Here is a 20,050-nt window from a genome sequence, read left to right as displayed (position 1 = left end):
TCGCACGAGTCAACGCTACTGCGCGCCGATGCTTTGCAGAAGTCGCCTATATTATGACTTTCGGTTACACCGGGCTTGCGCCTGCCAGCATGCGTGATGAAAAAAATCCTACTCGTCGACGACATGGACGTCGACCGCATGCTTACCCGCCTGGCACTTGACCGGTACTATTCAAACCTCAGGATTGTCGTAGCATGCAGCTGCGAAGAAGCATATCAGTCGGTTCAACAGCAGCACTTCGACCTCATCCTTCTCGACATCACGATGCCTTTGCTGGGCGGGCTTGAACTGCTCGAGCGCCTGTATTTCGAAGGTATCAAGATACCACCCTGCATCATCATCTCTGCGTCATCCAAGCAGGTCGACCGTGCCCTGGCGATGGCCCTTGGCGCCAGTGACTACATCCACAAGGCAGTCGATTACAGTGTGTTCAAGGACGAGCTCCGCGCTGCGCTTGACCGTCAAGGCCTCACATAGCGACTGGTGACGACATGCCTGTGCAAACCATACATGCAGTCGTGAAGATGAAATAGGCAGCAAAAAATGTGCGGCTGCTGCGTTGCGAGCACAAAAGAAAAAGGCCAGCTCGAAAGCTGGCCTATCTCATTGAATTCATTGGTCGGGGCGAGAGGATTCGAACCTCCGACCCCCTGCACCCCATGCAGGTACGCTACCAGGCTGCGCTACGCCCCGATCCAGCCTGCAATTATATCAGAGCCCGGCGAGAACATTAGGATTTTGTCACACGAAAATCTTCTGCTCGTGCATCAAAGTGCATGGCAACTACTTCCACTCGCCGCGCAGCGCCAGCACCTGCTCGTACAGCCGCTCCGGCGTCACGTCCTGCGGCGGCACTGGCCGCCCCACCGCCAGCGCCAGCCGCGAACGCCAGCCGCGCGCAAAGGTCCGCTCGAATACATTGGCGGGATCGCGCGAGAACACGCTGCCCCACAGACCGCGCAGCGCCATCGGGATCACCGGCACCTTGCTGCGCTCGACGATCTTGGCGATGCCGCCGCGGAACTCGCTCATCTCGCCGGTACGGGTCAGTTTACCTTCCGGGAAGATGCAGACCAGTTCGCCGTCGTGCAGCGCATGCGCGATGTCGACGAAGGCCTTTTCCATCAGCCACGGGTCGTCCTTGGCCGGCGCGATCGGGATCGCCTTGGCGGTGCGGAAAATGAAGCCCAGCAGCGGTGTCTTGAATATCTGGTGGTCCATCACGAAGCGGATCGGGCGCGGGCTGGCGGCCATGATCACGATGGCGTCGACGTAGGATACGTGATTGCAGACCAGTACCGCCGCGCCCTGTGCCGGGATGCGCTCGGCGTCCACGGTCGACACGCGGTGGATGGTGTGGATCAGCAGCCAGGCCAGGAAACGCATCAGGAATTCCGGCACCAGCGAGAAGATGTAGATGGCGACCACGGCATTCAGCAGCGCGGTGACCAGGAACATTTCGGGAATGCTGAAGCCCTGCCCGATCAGGAACACGGCGACGCCGGCGGCCGCCACCATGAACAGCGCGTTGAGGATATTCAGGCCGGCGATGGTGCGCGACATGTGCTGCGGGTCGCAGCGGGTCTGGATCAGCGCGAACAGCGGCACGATGAACAGGCCGCCGAACACGCCCAGCAGCAGCAGGTCGGCCAGGATGCGCACGCTGCCGTGCCGGGCCAGCAGGCCCATCGCGTCGACGGCGGCCGTGTTCGTGTAGCCGAGGCTGGCGAAATACAGGTCGATGCCGAACAACGACAGGCCAATGGCGCCGAAGGGTACCAGCCCGATCTCGACCTTGCGGCCGGACAGTTTTTCGCACAGCAGCGAGCCGCTGCCGATACCGAGCGAAAAGATCGTCAGCAGCAGGACGAAGACGCTGTGGTCGCCGTGCAGGTAATCCTTGGCGAACAGCGGGAATTGCGACAGCACCAGGGCACCATAGAACCAGAACCAGGAATTGCCCAGCATCGACAGGAACACGGTGCGATTCTTGCGCGAGAACGACAGGTTGCGGAACGATTCGCCGACGAAGTTCTTGCTGATCTTCAGGTCGGGCGCCGGCGCCGGCGACGGCGGGATGCGCCAGCTGGTCGCCAGCCCCAGCAGCGCCACCAGCAGCGTGCCCCCGGCCACCAGTTCGACACCCAGCGTGCCATGCCCGGCCAGCACCGCGCCCATCACTTCGCCCAGCAGGATGCCTACAAAAGTGCCCATCTCGATCACGCCGTTGCCGCCGACCAGTTCGTCGGCGCGCAGGTGCTGCGGCAGGTAGGCGTACTTGACCGGGCCGAACAGCGTCGAGTGAATGCCCATGCCGGCCACCGCCGCGATCAGCAGCCACAGCGTGTGCGTCAGCCAGCCGGCCGCGGCCACCGCCATGATGCCGATCTCAAGCAGCTTGACGAAGCGTGCCAGCCGGCCCTTCTCCACCTTGTCGGCGACCTGGCCGGCAGTGGCGGACAGGACGACGTAGGGCAGGATGAACAGGCCGGGGATCAGGTTGTTCAGCAGGCTTGGTGGCAGCGTGGTCCAGGACAACGCGTCATAGGTGAGGACCACCATGAGCGCGGTCTTGAACAGGTTGTCGTTGAACGCGCCCAGGAACTGGGTCCAGAAGAAGGGGCCGAAGCGGCGCTGGGTCAGCAGGGAGAATTGGCTGTTGTGGCTCATGCTTGGGATCTGGCGTCGGCGTTCATGATGTCGAGACGCGTAATCTACAGCACAACTATGGGCTTGAATACTGGGTGTTGCTACATATCAAGCCTCGTCGCGCATCCTGCGACTACCGGTAGCAGGGCGCACGACGCTGACCCCTGAGTATCGGTAAATGCCACCAAGAACCATATGTTGTTGCCTACCTATTGCGACTGGATAAGAAAGATTGCCGCAAAACGATGCTGGATTTGAGCGGCCACAAGAACAAAGCGGACGGCGCTTCTTGTGCACTGCAGCGCAGGTAGAATTTGCGCATGAATTCCACTAACCACACCCCTAAAGAGCACAGCCTGTGTGAAGCGCTGTTCGACCAGGTCGAGCGCGATTTGCTCGCGCTGACCACGGTCTCACTCGATCCAGTTGCGGCACCGGGCGTCTGCATCGACGAATTCGCGAACGAATTCCTCGGGCAATGGCGTTTGCCGCCAAGGCGCCGGTACACTAGTTAAAAAGGGACCCCGAAAAACCGTAGCGAGCGGCCGCAATGTCAACTGAGAAGCGCAGCTGTACGAAAGTACAGCGAGCATCGCAGGGCTAGGCGCCTCCGTTGACAGTGCAACGCGCAGTAGGTTTAGCGGGGTTCCTTAGCCCAGGCTTTCCAGGCGGATGCGTACGACTTTCCCCACCGTCGTCGCCAATCCTTCGATCCTTGCAATCGCCGCATTCACGTACTTTTCGCGGGTCAGGTGGGTAATGATGACGATGTCGGTGCGTGCCTTTTCACCCGGCTCCTTCTGCAGCACGGCGTCGATCGAGATGCCGGCGTCGGCCAGGATGCGGGTCAGGTCGGCCATCACGCCCAGCTGGTCCTGCACGTTCACGCGCAGGTAGTAGCTGGTGCGGATGTCGTCCATCGGCAAAATCGGCACGTCGGCCAGTTCGCCCGGATGGAAGGCCAGGTGCGGCACGCGCGAATACGGATCGACCGTGGCCGAACGGGTCACGTCGACCAGGTCGGCGATGACGGCGGAGGCGGTCGGCTCGGCGCCGGCGCCCTTGCCGTAGTACAGGGTAGTGCCGACGGCGTCGGCTTTCACCAGCACCGCGTTCATCGCGCCTTCGACGTTGGCGATCAGGCGCGCGGCCGGGATCAGGGTCGGGTGCACGCGCAGTTCGATGCCTTCGTTGCCGTCGACGAAGCTGCGGCGCGTGATGCCCAGCAGCTTGATGCGGTAGCCGAGCTGTTCGGCGTAGCGCAGGTCGACCGCCTGCAGCTGGCTGATGCCTTCCACGTGGGCGCCGCCGAACTGCATCGGGATGCCGAAGGCGATCGCGGCCATGATGGTCAGCTTGTGGGCGGCGTCGACGCCTTCGATGTCGAAGGTCGGGTCGGCTTCGGCATAGCCCAGCTCCTGCGCCTGCTTCAGCACGGTGCCGAAGTCGAGGCCCTTGTCGCGCATTTCGGACAGGATGAAGTTGGTGGTGCCGTTGATGATGCCGGCCACCGATTCGATGCGGTTGGCGGCCAGGCCTTCGCGCAGCGCCTTGATGATCGGGATGCCGCCGGCGACGGCGGCTTCGAAGGCCACCATCACGCCCTTTTCCTGGGCGGCGGCAAAGATTTCGTTGCCGTGCTGGGCCAGCAGCGCCTTGTTGGCGGTGACCACGTGCTTGCCGTTGGCGATCGCCTGCAGCACCAGTTCGCGCGCGAGGTCGTAGCCGCCGATCAATTCGACGACGATGTCGATGTCGGGGTTGTTGACCACGGCGAAGGGGTCGCTCACGACGTCGCAATACTCGTCGACGACGCGGCGCGCACGGTCGAGGTTGCGGGCGGCAACCATCGCGATTTCGATGCCGCGGCCGGCGCGGCGGCGGATGTCTTCCTGGTTGCGCTGGAGGACGTGGAAGGTACCGGCACCGACGGTGCCGATGCCCAGCAGGCCAACTTTGATGGGTTTCATTTTATTAATATCTAGTAATCGTTCTCAGCGCGCGTGGCGGCGCCGGTAACCGTCAAGGAAGCGCGCGATGCGGCCGCATGCGTCCGTCAGGTCGTCGGTATTGGGGAGGAACACCAGGCGGAAGTGATCCGGGGTGTGCCAGTTGAAGCCGGTGCCTTGCACCAGCAGGACTTTTTCCTCGGACAGCAGTTCGCAGATGAATTGCTGGTCGTCCGCGATCGGATAGATCTTCGGGTCGAGGCGCGGGAACATGTACAGCGCCGCTTTTGGCTTGACGCAGGACACACCCGGAATATCGGTCAGTAATTTGTGGGCCAGGTCGCGCTGGCGTGCCAGGCGGCCGCCCGGCGCCACCAGCTCGGCGATGCTCTGGCGTCCGCCAAGCGCGGTCTGAATCGCGAACTGGCCCGGCGCGTTGGCGCACAGGCGCATCGAGGCCAGCATGTTCAGGCCTTCGATGTAGTCTTTCGCATGGCGCTTCTCGCCCGACACCACCATCCAGCCGGCGCGGTAGCCGCAGGAACGGTAGTTCTTCGACAGGCCGTTCAGGGTCACGAACAGCACGTCGTCGGCCAGCGAGGCCAGGGAGATATGCTCGGCGCCGTCGTACAGCGTCTTGTCGTAGATTTCGTCGGCGTAGATGATCAGGCCGTGCTGGCGCGCCAGTTCGACGATCTCCAGCAGCACCTCGCGCGAGTACAGCGCGCCGGTCGGGTTGTTCGGGTTGATGACGACGATCGCGCGCGTGTTCGGCGTGATCTTCTTGCGCATGTCCTCGATGTCCGGCATCCAGCCGGCCTGCTCGTCGCAGATATAGTGCACCGGGTTGCCGCCGGCGAGGCTGACGGCGGCGGTCCACAACGGGTAGTCGGGGGCCGGCACCAGCACTTCGTCGCCGCCGTTCAGCAGGCCCTGCATCGCCATCACGATCAGTTCCGACGCACCATTGCCCAGATAAATGTCGTCGATCTTGACGCCGCCGATGTTCTTGCCTTGGGTATAGTGCATCACCGCCTTGCGCGGTGCGAACATGCCCTTGGAATCGGTGTAGCCGGCGGCCCCGTGCATGTTGCGGATCATGTCTTCCACGATCTCGTCGGGCGGGTCGAAGCCGAACACGGCCAGGTTGCCGATGTTCAGCTTGATGATCTTCTGGCCGTCTTCTTCCATCTGGCGCGCTCTGTCGAGCGCCGGGCCGCGGATCTCATAACACACGTCGTCGAGCTTGTTGGATTTCAAAATCGGTCGCAAAATGTCACCTTTAGGCTATGTGCCGCAGGACTCCCTGCGACTTCGCATTGTTGCAATGCGAAAAATTCCATTCTGCCCAATAGAGCCGGATTAAGCAACCGGCGCTCTTGCGGACCCAAGACTGCAGACTGCGGGCACGGCCGCCAAACCAGTTACAATATTCGGCCGCCTGCCATACCGGCCGGCCTTCTCATGATTGCTTTCCACCATGAAGCTTCACACCAGCAGCACTGAAAAATACCAGACGGTGACCGGCTACGACCACACCGGTGTCGAAATCAATGCCCAGCGCTTCGATTACAGCGTGCTGGTAATGCCGGAAGTGGCGCCGCGTCCGTGGAACGTGACGCGCTTCGAAGACCTGACCGCGGCCCACTTCGAGCAGATCGCGGCGGACAAGCCGGACGTGGTCATCCTCGGCACCGGCGAGCGCCAGCGCTTCGTGCATCCGCGCCTGGTCGCCAGCCTGTCGAATCAGCGCATCGGCGTCGAGAGCATGGACAGCCACGCCGCCTGCCGCACCTACAACATCCTGATGGGCGAAGGCCGCAAGGCGGTCCTCGCGCTGATCCTGGAAGGCACTCAGGCCGGCGCATGAACGATCTGCACCGGAACCGGACGCTGAACTGGACCCTGCTGATCGTTTTTGCCGCCGCACTGCTCTACGTACTGGGCGTGCGCACCCTGGTGCCTCCCGATGAAGGGCGCTACGCCGAGATGGCGCGCGAGATGTTCGCCAGCGGCGACTGGATCACCACGCGCCTGAACGGCATCAAGTATTTCGAGAAACCGCCGCTGCAGACCTGGATGAACGCGCTCAGCTTCGGGCTGTTCGGCGTCGGCGAATGGCAGGCGCGTCTCTGGACCGGCCTGTGCGGCCTGCTCGGCGTGGTCGTCACCGGCATTGCCGGCCGCCGCGTGTTCGGCGCCCGCATCGGCTTCTATGCCGCGCTGGTGCTCGGCTCCTCGTTCTACTGGGTCGCCTGCAGCCAGGCCAATTCCCTCGACATGAGCCTGGCGTCGATGATGACGCTGGCCCTGTGCGGCCTGCTGGTGGCGCAGCGCGACGATGCGACGCCCGTGGAGCGGCGCAACTGGATGCTGCTGTGCTGGGCCGGGATGGCGCTGGCGGTGCTGGCCAAGGGCCTGATCGGGCTGGTGCTGCCGGGCGCGGTGCTGGTGCTGTACACCCTGTTCGCGCGCGACCTGCGTCTCTGGACCCGGCTGCACCTGGTGAAAGGCTTGCTGCTGTTCCTGCTGATCGCCGCGCCCTGGTTCGTGCTGGTCGCGCTGAAGAACCCGGAGCAGCCGCATTTCTTCTTCATCCACGAACACTTCGACCGCTTCCTGAAGACCGAGCACCACCGCGAAGCGCCGTGGTGGATCTTCTTCGCGCTGATCGCCGCCGGCAGCGTGCCCTGGCTCGGCGTGCTGGTGCAAAGCCTGGCGCTGGGCGTGCGCCGGGTCTCGGATGCCGGCAGCGAGTCCGCTGCCGGCCCCGGCGCGCCGAGGCGTTTCCGTCCGCGCCTGATGCTGTTCATCTGGATCGCGTTCATCACCCTGTTCTTCACCAAGTCGCATTCCAAGCTGCCCGGCTACATCGTGCCGGTATTCCCGGCGCTGGCGCTGCTGGTCGCGGTCTACCTCGACGTCGGTACCCGCCGCAGCCGCATGCTGACCGCCGGCCTGAGCGCGCTGCTGGGCGCCGCCCTGCTCGCCTTCGTGCCCTTCATGGAGCGCCTGGCCAAGCATCCGGGCGAGGACGTGGTCTATGCCGCCTGCCAGCCGTGGGTACTGGCGGCCGGGCTGGTGCTGCTGGTCGGCGGGCTGCTGTCGATGCTGTACGCGCGCCAGATGGTGCGCGACCTGTCGGTCCTGGTGCTGGCCATCGCCGGCTTTGCCGCGACCCAGATGCTGCTGGCCGGCTTCGAGCCGATCGCGGCGGTGCGCGCCGGCGCCGGCGTGCTGCCGGCCCTCAAGGCGGCAGGCGCGATGGATCCGTCCACCCGGGTGTACTCGGTCGGGATGTACGAGCAGTCGCTGACCTTTTATATGGGGCGCCCGGTGACGCTGGTCGCCTACCTCGACGAATTCGAATTCGGCCTGCAGCAGCAGCCGCAGCTGGCCATCCCGACCGTCGCCGCCTTCCACGACGCCTGGCGCCGCGATGCCCTCGCCGGTCGGCGCAGCGTCGCCATCACCAAGCCGGACATCGCGGCCGACCTGCTGGCGCAGGGCCTGGCGGCGCGTATCGTGGCCGGGGACGCGCGCCGTGCCGTGCTCGTCAACATCATTCCCACCACCCACGCATCTCAATGAACCTCGCCACTTTCGGATTCATCATCACCGGCGTGCTGCTCAACGCGGCCGCCCAACTGCTGCTCAAGGCCGGCACCAATGCCCTCGGCGGCGCCATCCACCTCACCGCCGGCAACTGGTTCAGCACCTTCGTCAAGGTCGCTACCCAGCTGCCGATCCTGGCCGGCCTGGCCTGCTATGTGGTGTCGCTGGTGGTCTGGATCATGGGCCTGTCGCGCACCGACGTGACCATCGCCTATCCGATGCTGTCGCTCGGCTACGTGGCGGCGGCGGTGGGCGCCTGGCTGTTCCTGGGCGAGGTCGTGCCGCCGCAGCGCATGGTTGCGCTGGGCGTGATCATCCTCGGCGTGGTGCTGCTGGCACGGTCCTGAACCTGGTGAGGCAGGTCCCAACATATCGTTTTTGTAATCCGCAAGGCGGCGGGCTGCTGCTACAATCGCCCGCCGGGCCGGCGATCCAGCGGCCCATCAGAATCCTTCACAAGAATTCCAAAAGACCACCATGACTGCCGAGCTGCCCTTCCTTCCCTTTTCCCGGCCCACCATCGACGAGGAAACCATTGCCGCCGTCGGCGAGGTGCTGCGCTCCGGCTGGATCACCACCGGTCCCAAGAACCAGGCCTTTGAAGCCCTGTTGTCCGAATACTTCGGCGGGCGCCCGGTGCGCACCTTCAATTCCGGCACCTGCACGATGGAGATCGCGCTGCGCATCGCCGGCATTGGCGCCGGCGAGGAAGTGATCACCACCCCGATTTCCTGGCCGGCCACCGCCAACGTCGTGATCGAAGTCGGCGCCACCCCGGTGTTCGCCGACATCGACCCGGTCACCCGCAACATCGACCTCGACAAGCTGGAAGCCGCGATCACGCCGCGTACCAAGGCCATCATCCCGGTCTTCCTGTCCGGCCTGCCGGTCGACATGGACCGCCTGTATGCGATCGCGGACAAGCACAAGCTGCGCGTGATCGAGGATGCGGCGCAGGCGCTGGGCTCGACCTGGAACGGCAAGCGCATCGGCTCCTTCGGCGACTTCGTGTCGTTCAGCTTCCAGGCCAACAAGAATTTGACCACCGGCGAAGGCGGCTGCCTGGTGCTGAACAACCTGGAAGAAGCGCGCCTGGCCGAGAAATACCGGCTGCAGGGCGTGACCCGCAGCGGCGTCGACGGCATCGACGTCGACGTTCTCGGCGGCAAGTACAACATGAGCGACATCATGGCGGCCATCGGCCTGGGCCAGATGAAGCAGCTCGAAAAGCTGACCGCCCACCGCGCCGAACTGGCGCGCCACTACTTCGACTGCTTCGGCCCCGACTTCGAACAGGAGACCGGCGCCCAGCTGCCGCTGCAGGCCTTCGGCAGCAGCAACTGGCACCTGTTCCAGATCATCCTGCCGGACAACGGCCCGGGCACGCGCGCCGACTTCATGACGCGCCTGCAGAAGGAGCACAACGTCGGCACCGGCTACCACTACGCGCCGATCCACCTGTTCACGCTGTACCGCGAGCGCGGCTTCAAGGAAGGCATGTTCCCGGTCGCTGAAAAGATCGGGCGCCTGACCGTCACTTTGCCTATGTTCAATGCCATGACCCTGGCCGACGTCGAACGTGCGGTGAAAGCGGTGAAAGCGGTGCTGGCAAAATGACGCTGCTGGACATCAAGCCGGAAGTCTCGGTCGTCATCCCGGTCTATAACGAAGAAGCCGGCCTGGCCAACCTGTTCGCGCGCCTGTATCCGGCGATGGACAAGCTGGGCATCCCCTACGAGATCCTGTTCGTCAACGACGGCAGCCGCGACCGCTCGGTCTCGATCCTGGCCGAGCAGTACCGTGCGCGCCCGGACGTGACGCGCGTGGTGATCTTCAACGGCAACTACGGCCAGCACATGGCGATCCTGGCCGGCTTCGAGCAGACCCATGGCGAGATCGTGATCACGCTCGACGCCGACCTGCAGAATCCGCCGGAAGAGATCCACAAGCTGATCGCCAAGATGCGCGAAGGCTATGACTACGTCGGTTCGATCCGCCGCAAGCGCCAGGATTCGGCCTGGCGCACCTATGCGTCCAAGGCCATGAACCGGCTGCGCGAGAGGATCACCAACATCAAGATCACCGACCAGGGCAACATGCTGCGCGCCTACGGCCGCAACGTGATCGACCTGGTCAACCAGTGCGGCGAGGTGAACACCTTCGTGCCGGCCCTGGCCTACAAGTTCGCGCGCCGGCCGACCGAGATCACCGTCGAGCACGAAGAGCGCGCGGCCGGCGAATCGAAGTATTCGCTGTACAGCCTGATCCGCCTGAACTTCGACCTGATGACCGGCTTCTCGCTGGTGCCGCTGCAGCTGTTCTCGCTGATGGGCATGGTGCTGTCGCTGCTGTCGGCGCTGCTGGTGATCGTGCTGGTGGTGCGCCGCCTGATCGTCGGGTCCGAGGCCGACGGCCTGTTCACGCTGTTCGCGATCGCCTTCTTCTTCATGGGCGTGATCCTGTTCGGCATCGGCCTGGTCGGCGAATACGTCGGGCGCATCTACCAGCAGGTACGGGCGCGGCCGCGGTATGTGGTGGCGACCGTCCTGCAGGGCATGCCGGGCGAGCGCGATGTGGATGGGGTCGAGAAGCGCAAGATCGTGCGCTGAGGCTAGCGCGCCACGCACTCATTGGCAGAGCACGCATTACCACCACGTCGTCCCTGCGAAGGCAGGGACCCAAGTTCGCGGCTCAGCCCAAAACTTGGGCCCCTGCCTGCGCAGGGGCGACGGTGACTTATATTCGCCTAACCAGGTACTGACATGAACACTCCCCCAAAACGCGCAGTCGTCTTCGCCTACCACAACGTCGGCGTACGCTGCCTGAAAGTCCTGCTCGCCGGCGGCGTCGACGTCGCCCTGGTCGTCACCCACCAGGACAGCGCCAGCGAGAATATCTGGTTCGAATCCGTGATCTCGGTCTGCGAGACCGAAGGCATTCCCTACATCACCCCGGACGATCCGAAAGCACCCGGCCTGCTGGCGCAAATCCAGGCCGCGCAGCCGGACCTGCTGTTCAGCTTCTATTACCGCAACATGCTGCCGCAGGCGATCCTGGACGTGGCGCCGGCCTACAACATGCACGGTTCGCTGCTGCCGCGCTTCCGCGGCCGCGCGCCGGTGAACTGGGCGGTGCTGCACGGCGCCACCGAAATCGGCGCCACGCTGCACGAGATGACGGTGAAACCCGACGCCGGCGCCATCGTGGCCCAGCAGGCGGTGCCGATCCTGCCCGACGATACCGCCTTCGAAGTGTTCGGCAAGGTGACGGTGGCGGCCGAGCTGGCGCTCTACAAGGTGCTGCCGGCGCTGCTCGCCGGCAACGCGCCGCGCATTCCGAACGACCTCAGCCAGGGCAGCTACTTCGGCGGACGCAAGCCGGAAGACGGCCGCATCGACTGGAGCAAGCCGGCGGCGGACGTGTACAACCTGCACCGCGCCGTGGCGCCGCCCTACCCCGGCGCATTCACCGACGTCGGCGGACAGCGCTACGTCATCGAACGCGCCCGCCCCTACAAGGGTGACATCAACGGTTTGCCGCCCGGTTTGGCAGTCGTGGATAATGCGATCGTCGGCGTGTGCGGCGACGGCCGCGCACTGGCAATCCACAGTCTTCTGCACGACGGCGAACGCATGTCGCCCGCCGCCCTGCAGGCGCAACTCGCACAGGCTCAATAAATCAATATGAAAAAAGTTCTCATCCTCGGCGTCAACGGCTTCATCGGCCACCATCTTTCCAAGCGCATCCTGGAGACCACCGACTGGGAAGTCTACGGCATGGACATGCAGTGCGAGCGCATCAAGGATTTCCTCGACCATCCGCGCATGCACTTCTTCGAAGGCGACATCACGATCAACAAGGAATGGGTCGAGTACCACGTCAAGAAATGCGACGTGATCCTGCCGCTGGTGGCGATCGCCACGCCCTCGACTTATGTGAAAGAACCGCTGCGCGTGTTCGAGCTCGATTTCGAGGCCAACCTGCCGATCGTGCGCTCGGCCGCGAAGTACAAGAAACACCTGATCTTCCCGTCGACCTCGGAAGTGTACGGCATGAGCCAGGACGCCGAATTCGATCCGGAAAACTCGAGCCTGGTCTACGGCCCGATCAACAAGCCGCGCTGGATCTACGCCTGCGCCAAGCAGCTGATGGACCGCGTGATCTGGGGCTACGGCATGGAAGGCCTGAATTTCACGCTGTTCCGTCCGTTCAACTGGATCGGCGCCGGCCTCGATTCGATCCACACCCCGAAGGAAGGCTCCTCGCGCGTGCTGACCCAGTTCTTCGGCCACATCGTGCGCGGCGAAACCATCCAGCTGGTCGACGGCGGCCACCAGAAGCGCGCCTTCACCTACGTCGACGACGGCATCTCGGCGCTGATGAAGATCATCGATAACAAGGATGGCAAGGCCAGCGGCCAAATTTATAACGTCGGCAACCCGGTCAACAATTTTTCGATCCGCGACCTGGCCGACATGATGCTGAAGCTCGCCGCCGAATACCCGGAATATGCCGAGGGCGCGAAGAAAGTGCAGATCACGGAAACCAGTTCCGGCGCCTACTACGGTGCCGGCTACCAGGACGTGCAGAACCGCGTTCCCAAGATCGAGAACACGATGAACGACCTGGGCTGGGCACCGACGGTGTCGATGGCCGACGCCCTGCGCCACATCTTCGACGCCTACCGCGGCCAGGTCGGCGAAGCCAGGGCACTGGTGGATTGAACGGATGACTCCAGCGCCGCTGCTCGTCCTGAAAATCGACGTCGACACCTACCGCGGCACGCGCGAAGGGGTCCCCAACCTGGTGCGCATGCTGACGCGGCATGCGGCCGGGGCCACCTTCCTGTTCTCGCTCGGGCCGGACCATACCGGCTGGGCGATGCGGCGCGCGCTGCGTCCGGGCTTTTTCCAGAAGGTCTCGCGCACCTCCGTGGTCGAGCACTACGGCATCAAGACACTGATGTACGGCGTGCTGCTGCCCGGCCCCGACATCGGCGCCAAAACGGCTGCGGAGATGCGCGCGGTACGCGACGCCGGCTTCGAATGCGGCATCCACACCTGGGACCACGTCTACTGGCAGGACCACGTCCGCACCCGGGATAAAGCCTGGACCGATGCCATCATGCAGAAGAGCGAGCAGCGCTATCAAGCGGTGTTCGGCGAAGCGCCGCATACCCACGGCGCCGCCGGCTGGCAGATGAACCAGCACGCCTTTGCGCGCCACGACAGCGCCGGCTACCGCTACGCCTCGGACGGCCGCGCCCAGCTGCGCGACGACGGCGCCCTGCTCGACCCGCAGGCCGGCCCCTACCGCTACCAGGGCCTGGACTGCATCCAGATGCCGACCACGCTGCCGACGCTGGACGAACTGCTCGGCCGCGAGATCGATGGCGTCGTGCTCGACAACGACAACATCGCCGCCCACCTGCTCAAACTCACCGCCGATCCGGTGCGCGACCACGTATATACCTTGCACGCCGAGCTTGAAGGACAGAAACTCGCCCCCATATTCGAGCAGCTATTGTCAGGTTGGAAAGCCCAGGGCTACCGGCTTGCCTCGATGGCCGACTATTATGAGAAGATAAAACAGGCTTCGCTGCCGGCGGTTCCGCTGCAGTGGGGCCAGGTACCCGGCCGCTCAGGCGACCTGATCGTGCTGGAACCGGGACATTAACGAATCAAGGGAGAAACCCGTGGCCGAAAGCCCAAGCCCAGCAAGCGCCGCCCCTCTGGCCAATTTCAGCGCCGCCATGACCGGCGGCCAGACCTTCGAGCTGAACGGCCGTCCGGCCAAGTATACGGTCCTGTATTTTTATCCGAAGGACAATACGCCAGGCTGTACCACGGAATCCATCGCTTTCCGCGAGCACCACGACGAATTCACCGCCCTCGGCGCCGCCATCTATGGCCTCAGCCGCGACTCGCTGCGCTCGCACGAAGGCTTCAAGGCCAAGCTCGGCCTGCCGTTCGAACTGATCTCCGATCCGGACGAAGCCGTATGCACCCAGTTCGACGTCATGAAGATGAAAAACATGTACGGTAAAAAAGTGCGCGGGGTCGAGCGCAGTACGTTTGTCATTGACGCTGACGGCAAAGTGGTGAAAGAATGGCGTGGCGTGAAAGTTGCCGATCACGTTACAGAAGTACTGGAATTTCTGAAGAGCCAGCCGCAGGACCTTGCATAAGCTACTGCGCGTTGCATCTTCGGCTTGCGATGCTCGCTGTACGTGTGTACAGCTGCGCTTCTCAGCCAAAGCTGCGGCCGCTCGCTACGCTTCCTCAAGGTCCTTGGAGTGACCACTCTGAACGCTTGGCTCCAGTTGATTAACTGCTGACCATACGCTTCGCCTATTTTGAGTCAAAGCTTTACCTCACAGCATTATTCCAATCAGCCTGCCGGCTTTCCCCACCCTTGGGCCCCGGCGGGCTTCCTTGTAAGTCCCCTAGTTGCATCTGTCCTGCCCGGCGGCGCGCGTGCGCCCGCGCGAGGCATTCTTCCGACATTTATCTAGATTGAGAACCTGATGCCACTACCCAAAATTCCTAGCAAGCCAGCAACTATCCTGTTGGCAAAAGATTATCCTAAAGCCGAACCCGGCAAATCGCCTGTCCGCGCAGCCGCGAAGGCGGAGAACGACCCTGTCGAAGACCTGATCAGCGGGCAAGCCGTACCGGCAGCAAAAGCCGGCGCCCGCAAGTCGAAGGCAGCCCTGCTGGCCGAAGCACCGGCGCGCGAAAGCACGCCCCCGGCAGCGCCAAGCACGCTTCCTGCCCCGCCGCGCGAAGACAAGAGCGGCAAGCAGGGTGTGACCGCCAAGCTGCGTGAAACCGACATCAACGAACCGCATCCGGCCAAGCACAAGCCGGCCGAGGTCAACGTCAAGTCGCCGGCCAGCCGCAAGGCCGATACCTCGGGCGCAGCCAAGATGTTCGTGCTCGACACCAACGTGCTGATGCATGACCCGACCTCGCTGTTCCGCTTCGAGGAGCACGACGTCTACCTGCCGATGATGACGCTGGAAGAGCTCGACAACCACAAGAAGGGCATGTCGGAAGTCGCGCGCAACGCCCGCCAGGTGTCGCGCACGCTGGACGCGCTGATCGCCAACACCGACGACGACGCGATCGAGACCGGCATCCCGCTGGCCAAGCTGGGCAACCGCGACGCCAAGGGCCGTCTGTTCTTCCAGACCCGCCTGAACGCCGCCGCCCTGCCGGAAGGCCTGCCAGCCGGCAAGGCCGACAACCAGATCCTGGGCGTGGTGCGGGCGCTCGAGTCCGACCAGTCGGGCCGTGCGATCGTGCTGGTGTCGAAGGACATCAACATGCGCATCAAGGCGCGCGCGATGGGCCTGGCCGCGGAAGACTACTTCAACGACCACGTGCTCGAAGACACCGACCTGCTGTACTCGGGCATCGTGCAGTTGCCGGACGATTTCTGGACCAAGCACAGCAAGAACATGGAGTCGTGGCAGGAAATCAAGGCCGGCAATTCGGCCACCTACTACCGCGTCACCGGCCCGGTGGTGCCGACGCTGCTGGTGAACCAGTTCGTCTACTTCGACCCCAAGAACGGCGAAGCCCCGTTTACCGGCCAGGTAAAGGAAATCAACGGCAAGACCGCGGTGCTGCAGACGCTGCGCGACTACAGCCACAACAAGAACAACGTGTGGGGCATCACCGCCCGCAACCGCGAGCAGAACTTCGCGTTGAACCTGTTGATGAACCCTGAAGTCGACTTCATCACCCTGCTCGGCCAGGCCGGTACCGGCAAGACCCTGCTGGCGCTGGCGGCGGGCCTGGCGCAGGTGCTCGAAACCAAGGTCTACAACGAGATCATCGTCACCCGCGTGACGGTGCCGGTGGGCGAAGACATCGGCTTCCTGCCGGGTACCGAGGAAGAGAAGATGTCGCCGTGGATGGGCGCCTTCGACGACAACCTCGAAGTGCTGATGAAGGGCGACGGCGACGCCGGCGACTGGGGCCGTGCCGCGACCCAGGACCTGATCCGTTCGCGCATCAAGATCAAGTCGCTGAACTTCATGCGTGGCCGTACCTTCGTCAACAAGTTCCTGATCATCGACGAGGCGCAGAACTTGACGCCGAAGCAGATGAAGACCCTGGTCACGCGCGCCGGTCCGGGCACCAAGATCCTGTGCCTGGGCAATATCGCGCAGATCGATACGCCGTATCTGACCGAAGGCTCGAGCGGCCTGACCTATGTGGTCGACCGCTTCAAGGGCTGGAGCCACGGCGGCCACGTGACGCTGGCGCGCGGCGAGCGTTCGCGTCTAGCGGATCACGCGAGCGACGTGCTGTAAGCTTTTCGCTTTAGTAAATCGAAAGCCTGCGTGCCGGAAGGTACGCAGGCTTTTTTTATACCGTTAACGCGTCATTCCCGCGTAGGCGGGAATCCAAGTTGCATGAGATAGCGAAACGCGTGCAACTTGGATCCCCGCCTACGCGGGGATGACGTGCCGAGGGCGCGGGACGACGTGCCGAGGCCACGGGTCATCGTATGTTGCTACATGACGGACGTAAAAAAGCCGCAGCGCGAACATCGCGCGGCGGCAAGCCGGAAGAGGTGCCGCTGGGCAGCACCTGTCTGGAGGAGCCGGAACGTCAGAACTTGTAGCGTGCCCCCAGCATGTAGCGCGGACCGCCGGTGGTGATGGTCAGCACCTGCTCCTTGGTACGGCCGTGGGTACGCTGGTTCTCGTTGAACAGGTTGATCGCCTCGAACGAGAAGCTCAGGTTCTTGGTGTAGTTGAAGCCGACGCTGAGGTCGACCTGGCCGAAGGGCTCGACGTAGGTCGGATTCGGCTGGCCATTGTTGGTCGGCGACAGCAGGAACTCGCCGCGCCAGTTGTAGGCCGCGCGCACCGACCAGTTCTCGTCCTCGTAGATACCCACCAGGTTGGCCGAATTCGACAGGCCGACCAGTGCGAACTGGTTGCCGGTACCGCTGTTGTCGAAGGCCAGGTCCGACTTCACGTAGGTGTAGTTGGCCTGGATGCCGAGACCGTTGCTCAGGAAGTGCTGCCAGTTGATCTCCGCACCCTTCAGCGAGGCCTTCTTCTCGTTGACGTAGCTGGTGATCAGGTAAGGCAGGGCCGGATCGCCGGCGATGCCGGAGATAGTGCCGAGGGCGTTGCCGGCCGGGTTGTTGCCGGTATAGGTCACGCCAGGGCGGCCGTTGAAGTTACGCAGGATGTAATTGCGCATGCAGGTGGTATCGGTCGCCACGCAGCCGGATGCCAGCGCCGCGTTCCAGTAGGCGCCGCCGACCGGGGTGGTGGCGGTGGTCGACGGCTCGTTGACCACGACCTGGCCGGCGTAATTCTCCAGGGCCTTGTGGAACAGGCCCAGCGACACCATGCTCTGCTTGGTGTAGTACCACTCGGCCGACAGGTCGAGGTTCTTCGACTTGACCGGTTCCAGCGCCGGGTTGCCGCGGTTGGCGGTCACGCCGCGCACGGTGGCGGTGGTGCCGAAGCTGGTGCCGCCCTCGATCTGGTCATAGCGCGGACGGCCGATGGTCATGCCGTAGCTGGCGCGCACCTTCAGGTCCGGACGCACGTCCATGTCCCAGTCCACGGTCGGCAGGAAGTTGTTGTAGCTGCCGTTCAGGGTCTGGTAGGTCGTCGAGCCGAACACCAACGGCAGCTCGTTCTGCGAGATCCAGTTCAGCTGGGTCGGTACCTTGAGCAGGCCGGTCGAGGTGACGTCGGTCTTCTCGTAGCGGAAACCGACGCCGGTGTGCATCGGCATCGCGGTATCCCACTCGGTATTGAACTGCAGGTACAGCGACTTGGTCTTCTCGAGCGTGGTGCGGTCGAAGGCCGGGTTGTCCAGGCTCGGAGTGTAGCCGGCACGGTCGCCGGTCAGGGCGATGGCGGCATTGCGCACGTCAGAGAAGTTGAAGGTATGGATCTGGTTGAACAGGTTCGGATTGCCGGAACCGTCCAGCTTGCTGAAGTACTGGCGCAGCGTGTCCGCCTGCCACAGGTTCTGGTCGTAGCCGCCGTTGGCGGCGGTGGCGGTGCCGGTCCAGGTATCGCGCTGTACCTGCTGGAATTTCGAATGGTTGTCGACCTTGGTGTAGCCCAGGCCGAAGTTCAGGTTCGAGGCTTCCAGCAGCTTCAGGTTGCCGCCGGCCTGGACCTGGTCGATCTTCATCTTGTTGATGCCGTCCTGGAACCAGGAACCGCTGACCTGGTGCGGTGCGCGCACGAAGTCGGCGCCCTGGATCGACAGCACCGGCATTTCCTGGCTGAAGTCGAGCGCCGAGGTACCGCGGCTGAAGCTGACCGTGGCCAGGTCGTTGTTCGAGCCGAACGGGCTGTCCTTCTTGGCTTCGGCGGTCGAGTGGTGGGCGTCGAAGTTCAGGCGCAGGTTCGGCGTCGCGCGCCACTGGGTGTTGAAGCCGATCGAGTTGTTGTTGGTGACGGTGGCGAAGTCGCCGCCGTTCATCGCGATGTCCTGGTTCTGGACGCGCTCTTCGTAGTACACCGGGGTCGCCACCGGGCCCTTGGTGAAGACGCTCGACTGGACGTTGGTGTCATGGTTGAACCAGGCCGACAGCTCGTGGTACTTGGTCTGGATCTTGTTCTGCGAATAGGTGTAGTCCAGCGTCGTGGTCAGGTCCTTGTTCGGACGGAACTGCAGGGTCAGCTGGCCGTTGGTACGCTGGCGCTGCGAGCCGCGCATGAAGTAGGAGATGTTCTGCGGGGTCAGGTAGATGTCGTTGGCACCCGGCGGATTGGTGACGTTGGCATAACCCGGCGTGCCCGGCTGCGGAATGGCGCCGCTGCCGGTATCGCCCATCTTGAACGGGCCGAGCCAGCCGTTGGTCACGGCGGCCTGGTTCACGCCCAGGTTGCGTTCCTGGTAGCTGCCGCTGACCGCGAGGCCGAACATGCCGTTGCCGAAGATCGTGCTGTAGATGCCCGAGACTTCCGGCGTCCACGAGCTCTTGGCCTTGTCTGCGCCAGGCAGGTTGTTGTTCGAGGTGTCGTACACGCCCTTGACGCCGACGCTGGCGGTCTTGCCCAGGTCGAAAGGACGTGCGGTCATGATGTTGATGGTGGCGCCGATGCCGCCCGGCGGGGTGTCGGCGCGCGCGCTCTTGTAGACCTGGATCTGCGACACCGATTCCGAGGCCAGGTTGCTGAAGTCGAAGGCGCGGCCGGCCTGGTCGCCGAGGCTGGCGGTCGGCATCTGGCGGCCGTTCAGCAGGACCATGTTGAGGTCGGGACCGACGCCGCGCACGGTCACGTTGGCGCCCTCGCCGCGGTTGCGGTCGATCGACACGCCGGAAATACGCTGCAGCGATTCGGCCAGGTTGGTATCCGGGAACTTGCCGATGTCGTCGGCGACGATGCCGTCGACGATACCGTCGGAATTGCGCTTCAGGTTCAGGGTCGACTGCAGGCTGGCGCGGATGCCGGTCACTTTCACGACATTGGTGGTCGGCGCCGGCGGCGTGCCCGAGCTTGCCGCCGGGACGGCTGCCACACCCTCCGGGCTGCCGCTCTGGTCCTGTGCAAAGCTTGGCACGGCCAGCGCGGCGCAGGCGCTGGCAACGGCCAGGCTGATCAGGCGATGCCTGGTATGCGGATAAAGGGGTGCCCCCTTCTTGATGATAGACACGGTGTCTCCTCTCTCGTCTCTGAATGCGGTGGTGGCGCCTGACGGCTTGCAAACCCGCCGCGTGGTGGTACTGCGAACTCACCTGTCCCGTCTGCTGCACACGCTGCTGGTGCTGTCGTCGTCGCGGGACCGCTCGTATTGTTCGAACGTAATGTTGAGGAGGTTAGAAAATTAAAACTGATT

General features: G+C 63.7%; 16 protein-coding genes and 1 tRNA gene. 12 read left to right on the top strand and 5 right to left on the bottom strand.

Going from position 1 to position 20,050, the window contains the following annotated elements; genetic code table 11:
• Positions 1-96: 96 nt before the first annotated feature.
• The gene (locus tag U1H99_RS05785) at positions 97-477 is read left to right on the top strand and encodes a response regulator (RefSeq protein WP_323140777.1); all 381 of its coding nucleotides are present in this window, start codon (positions 97-99) and stop codon (positions 475-477) included.
• A gap of 139 nt (positions 478-616) precedes the next feature.
• Here the strand turns inward: U1H99_RS05785 and U1H99_RS05780 are convergent.
• Positions 617-693 (bottom strand) — tRNA-Pro (locus tag U1H99_RS05780).
• 90 nt (positions 694-783) lie between these two features.
• Positions 784-2,670: an MFS transporter gene (locus U1H99_RS05775; RefSeq protein ID WP_323140776.1), complete on the bottom strand. Its 1,887-nt coding sequence runs from the start codon at positions 2,668-2,670 to the stop codon at positions 784-786.
• A gap of 299 nt (positions 2,671-2,969) precedes the next feature.
• Here U1H99_RS05775 and U1H99_RS05770 point away from each other — a divergent pair, with 299 nt between their 5' ends.
• Positions 2,970-3,164 (top strand): hypothetical protein, encoded by a 195-nt coding sequence (locus U1H99_RS05770; protein ID WP_323140775.1) that lies wholly within the window; start codon positions 2,970-2,972, stop codon positions 3,162-3,164.
• A gap of 135 nt (positions 3,165-3,299) precedes the next feature.
• Here U1H99_RS05770 and U1H99_RS05765 read toward each other — a convergent pair whose 3' ends face one another.
• Together U1H99_RS05765 and U1H99_RS05760 are read right to left on the bottom strand one after the other, a co-directional pair.
• On the bottom strand, positions 3,300-4,619 hold the full coding sequence (locus U1H99_RS05765; RefSeq protein WP_323140774.1) for a homoserine dehydrogenase: 1,320 nt from the start codon (positions 4,617-4,619) through the stop codon (positions 3,300-3,302).
• 24 nt (positions 4,620-4,643) lie between these two features.
• Positions 4,644-5,870, bottom strand: coding sequence for a pyridoxal phosphate-dependent aminotransferase (locus tag U1H99_RS05760; RefSeq protein WP_323140773.1), 1,227 nt, complete (start codon positions 5,868-5,870; stop codon positions 4,644-4,646).
• Between the two features lie 208 nt (positions 5,871-6,078).
• On the opposite strand from U1H99_RS05760, the gene U1H99_RS05755 reads away from it, so the two are divergent.
• The 10 genes from U1H99_RS05755 to U1H99_RS05710 all read left to right on the top strand — a co-directional run bounded on the left by U1H99_RS05755 (position 6,079) and on the right by U1H99_RS05710 (position 16,536).
• Positions 6,079-6,468 carry an Mth938-like domain-containing protein gene (locus U1H99_RS05755; RefSeq protein ID WP_323140772.1) on the top strand — a complete coding sequence of 130 codons (390 nt, stop codon included), beginning with the start codon at positions 6,079-6,081 and terminating at the stop codon, positions 6,466-6,468.
• A complete protein-coding gene (locus U1H99_RS05750; protein ID WP_323140771.1) occupies positions 6,465-8,189 on the top strand; it encodes a glycosyltransferase family 39 protein in 1,725 nt (574 codons plus the stop codon). Before U1H99_RS05755 ends, U1H99_RS05750 begins: the two co-directional genes overlap by 4 nt.
• Positions 8,186-8,560 (top strand): EamA family transporter, encoded by a 375-nt coding sequence (locus tag U1H99_RS05745; RefSeq protein WP_323140770.1) that lies wholly within the window; start codon positions 8,186-8,188, stop codon positions 8,558-8,560. The genes U1H99_RS05750 and U1H99_RS05745 overlap by 4 nt, the downstream gene beginning before the upstream one ends.
• 130 nt (positions 8,561-8,690) lie before the next feature.
• Complete coding sequence (locus tag U1H99_RS05740; protein ID WP_323140769.1) at positions 8,691-9,830, top strand: DegT/DnrJ/EryC1/StrS family aminotransferase; 1,140 nt, start codon at positions 8,691-8,693, stop codon at positions 9,828-9,830.
• 11 nt (positions 9,831-9,841) lie between these two features.
• On the top strand, positions 9,842-10,822 hold the full coding sequence (locus U1H99_RS05735) for a glycosyltransferase (RefSeq protein ID WP_323141217.1): 981 nt from the start codon (positions 9,842-9,844) through the stop codon (positions 10,820-10,822).
• A gap of 153 nt (positions 10,823-10,975) precedes the next feature.
• Positions 10,976-11,890 (top strand): formyltransferase, encoded by a 915-nt coding sequence (locus U1H99_RS05730; protein ID WP_323140768.1) that lies wholly within the window; start codon positions 10,976-10,978, stop codon positions 11,888-11,890.
• A gap of 6 nt (positions 11,891-11,896) precedes the next feature.
• Positions 11,897-12,937 (top strand): bifunctional UDP-4-keto-pentose/UDP-xylose synthase, encoded by a 1,041-nt coding sequence (locus U1H99_RS05725; protein ID WP_323140767.1) that lies wholly within the window; start codon positions 11,897-11,899, stop codon positions 12,935-12,937.
• Positions 12,938-12,941: 4 nt separating this feature from the next.
• Entirely contained in the window at positions 12,942-13,889 is a 948-nt protein-coding gene (locus U1H99_RS05720) for a polysaccharide deacetylase family protein (protein WP_323140766.1), read from the top strand.
• A 19-nt stretch (positions 13,890-13,908) separates the two neighbouring features.
• A complete protein-coding gene (locus U1H99_RS05715; protein WP_323140765.1) occupies positions 13,909-14,400 on the top strand; it encodes a peroxiredoxin in 492 nt (163 codons plus the stop codon).
• 339 nt (positions 14,401-14,739) lie between these two features.
• The gene (locus tag U1H99_RS05710) at positions 14,740-16,536 is read left to right on the top strand and encodes a PhoH family protein (protein ID WP_323140764.1); all 1,797 of its coding nucleotides are present in this window, start codon (positions 14,740-14,742) and stop codon (positions 16,534-16,536) included.
• A gap of 301 nt (positions 16,537-16,837) precedes the next feature.
• Here U1H99_RS05710 and U1H99_RS05705 read toward each other — a convergent pair whose 3' ends face one another.
• Positions 16,838-19,867: a TonB-dependent receptor gene (locus U1H99_RS05705; protein WP_323140763.1), complete on the bottom strand. Its 3,030-nt coding sequence runs from the start codon at positions 19,865-19,867 to the stop codon at positions 16,838-16,840.
• Positions 19,868-20,050 lie beyond the last annotated feature (183 nt).

This window comes from Massilia phyllosphaerae, from assembly GCF_034659755.1.
In the GTDB taxonomy this organism is placed as follows: Bacteria; Pseudomonadota; Gammaproteobacteria; order Burkholderiales; family Burkholderiaceae_D; genus Telluria; species Telluria phyllosphaerae.
The sequence above is the reverse complement of the archived record's forward strand: the minus strand, read 5'-3'. Positions and strand labels throughout refer to the sequence as shown.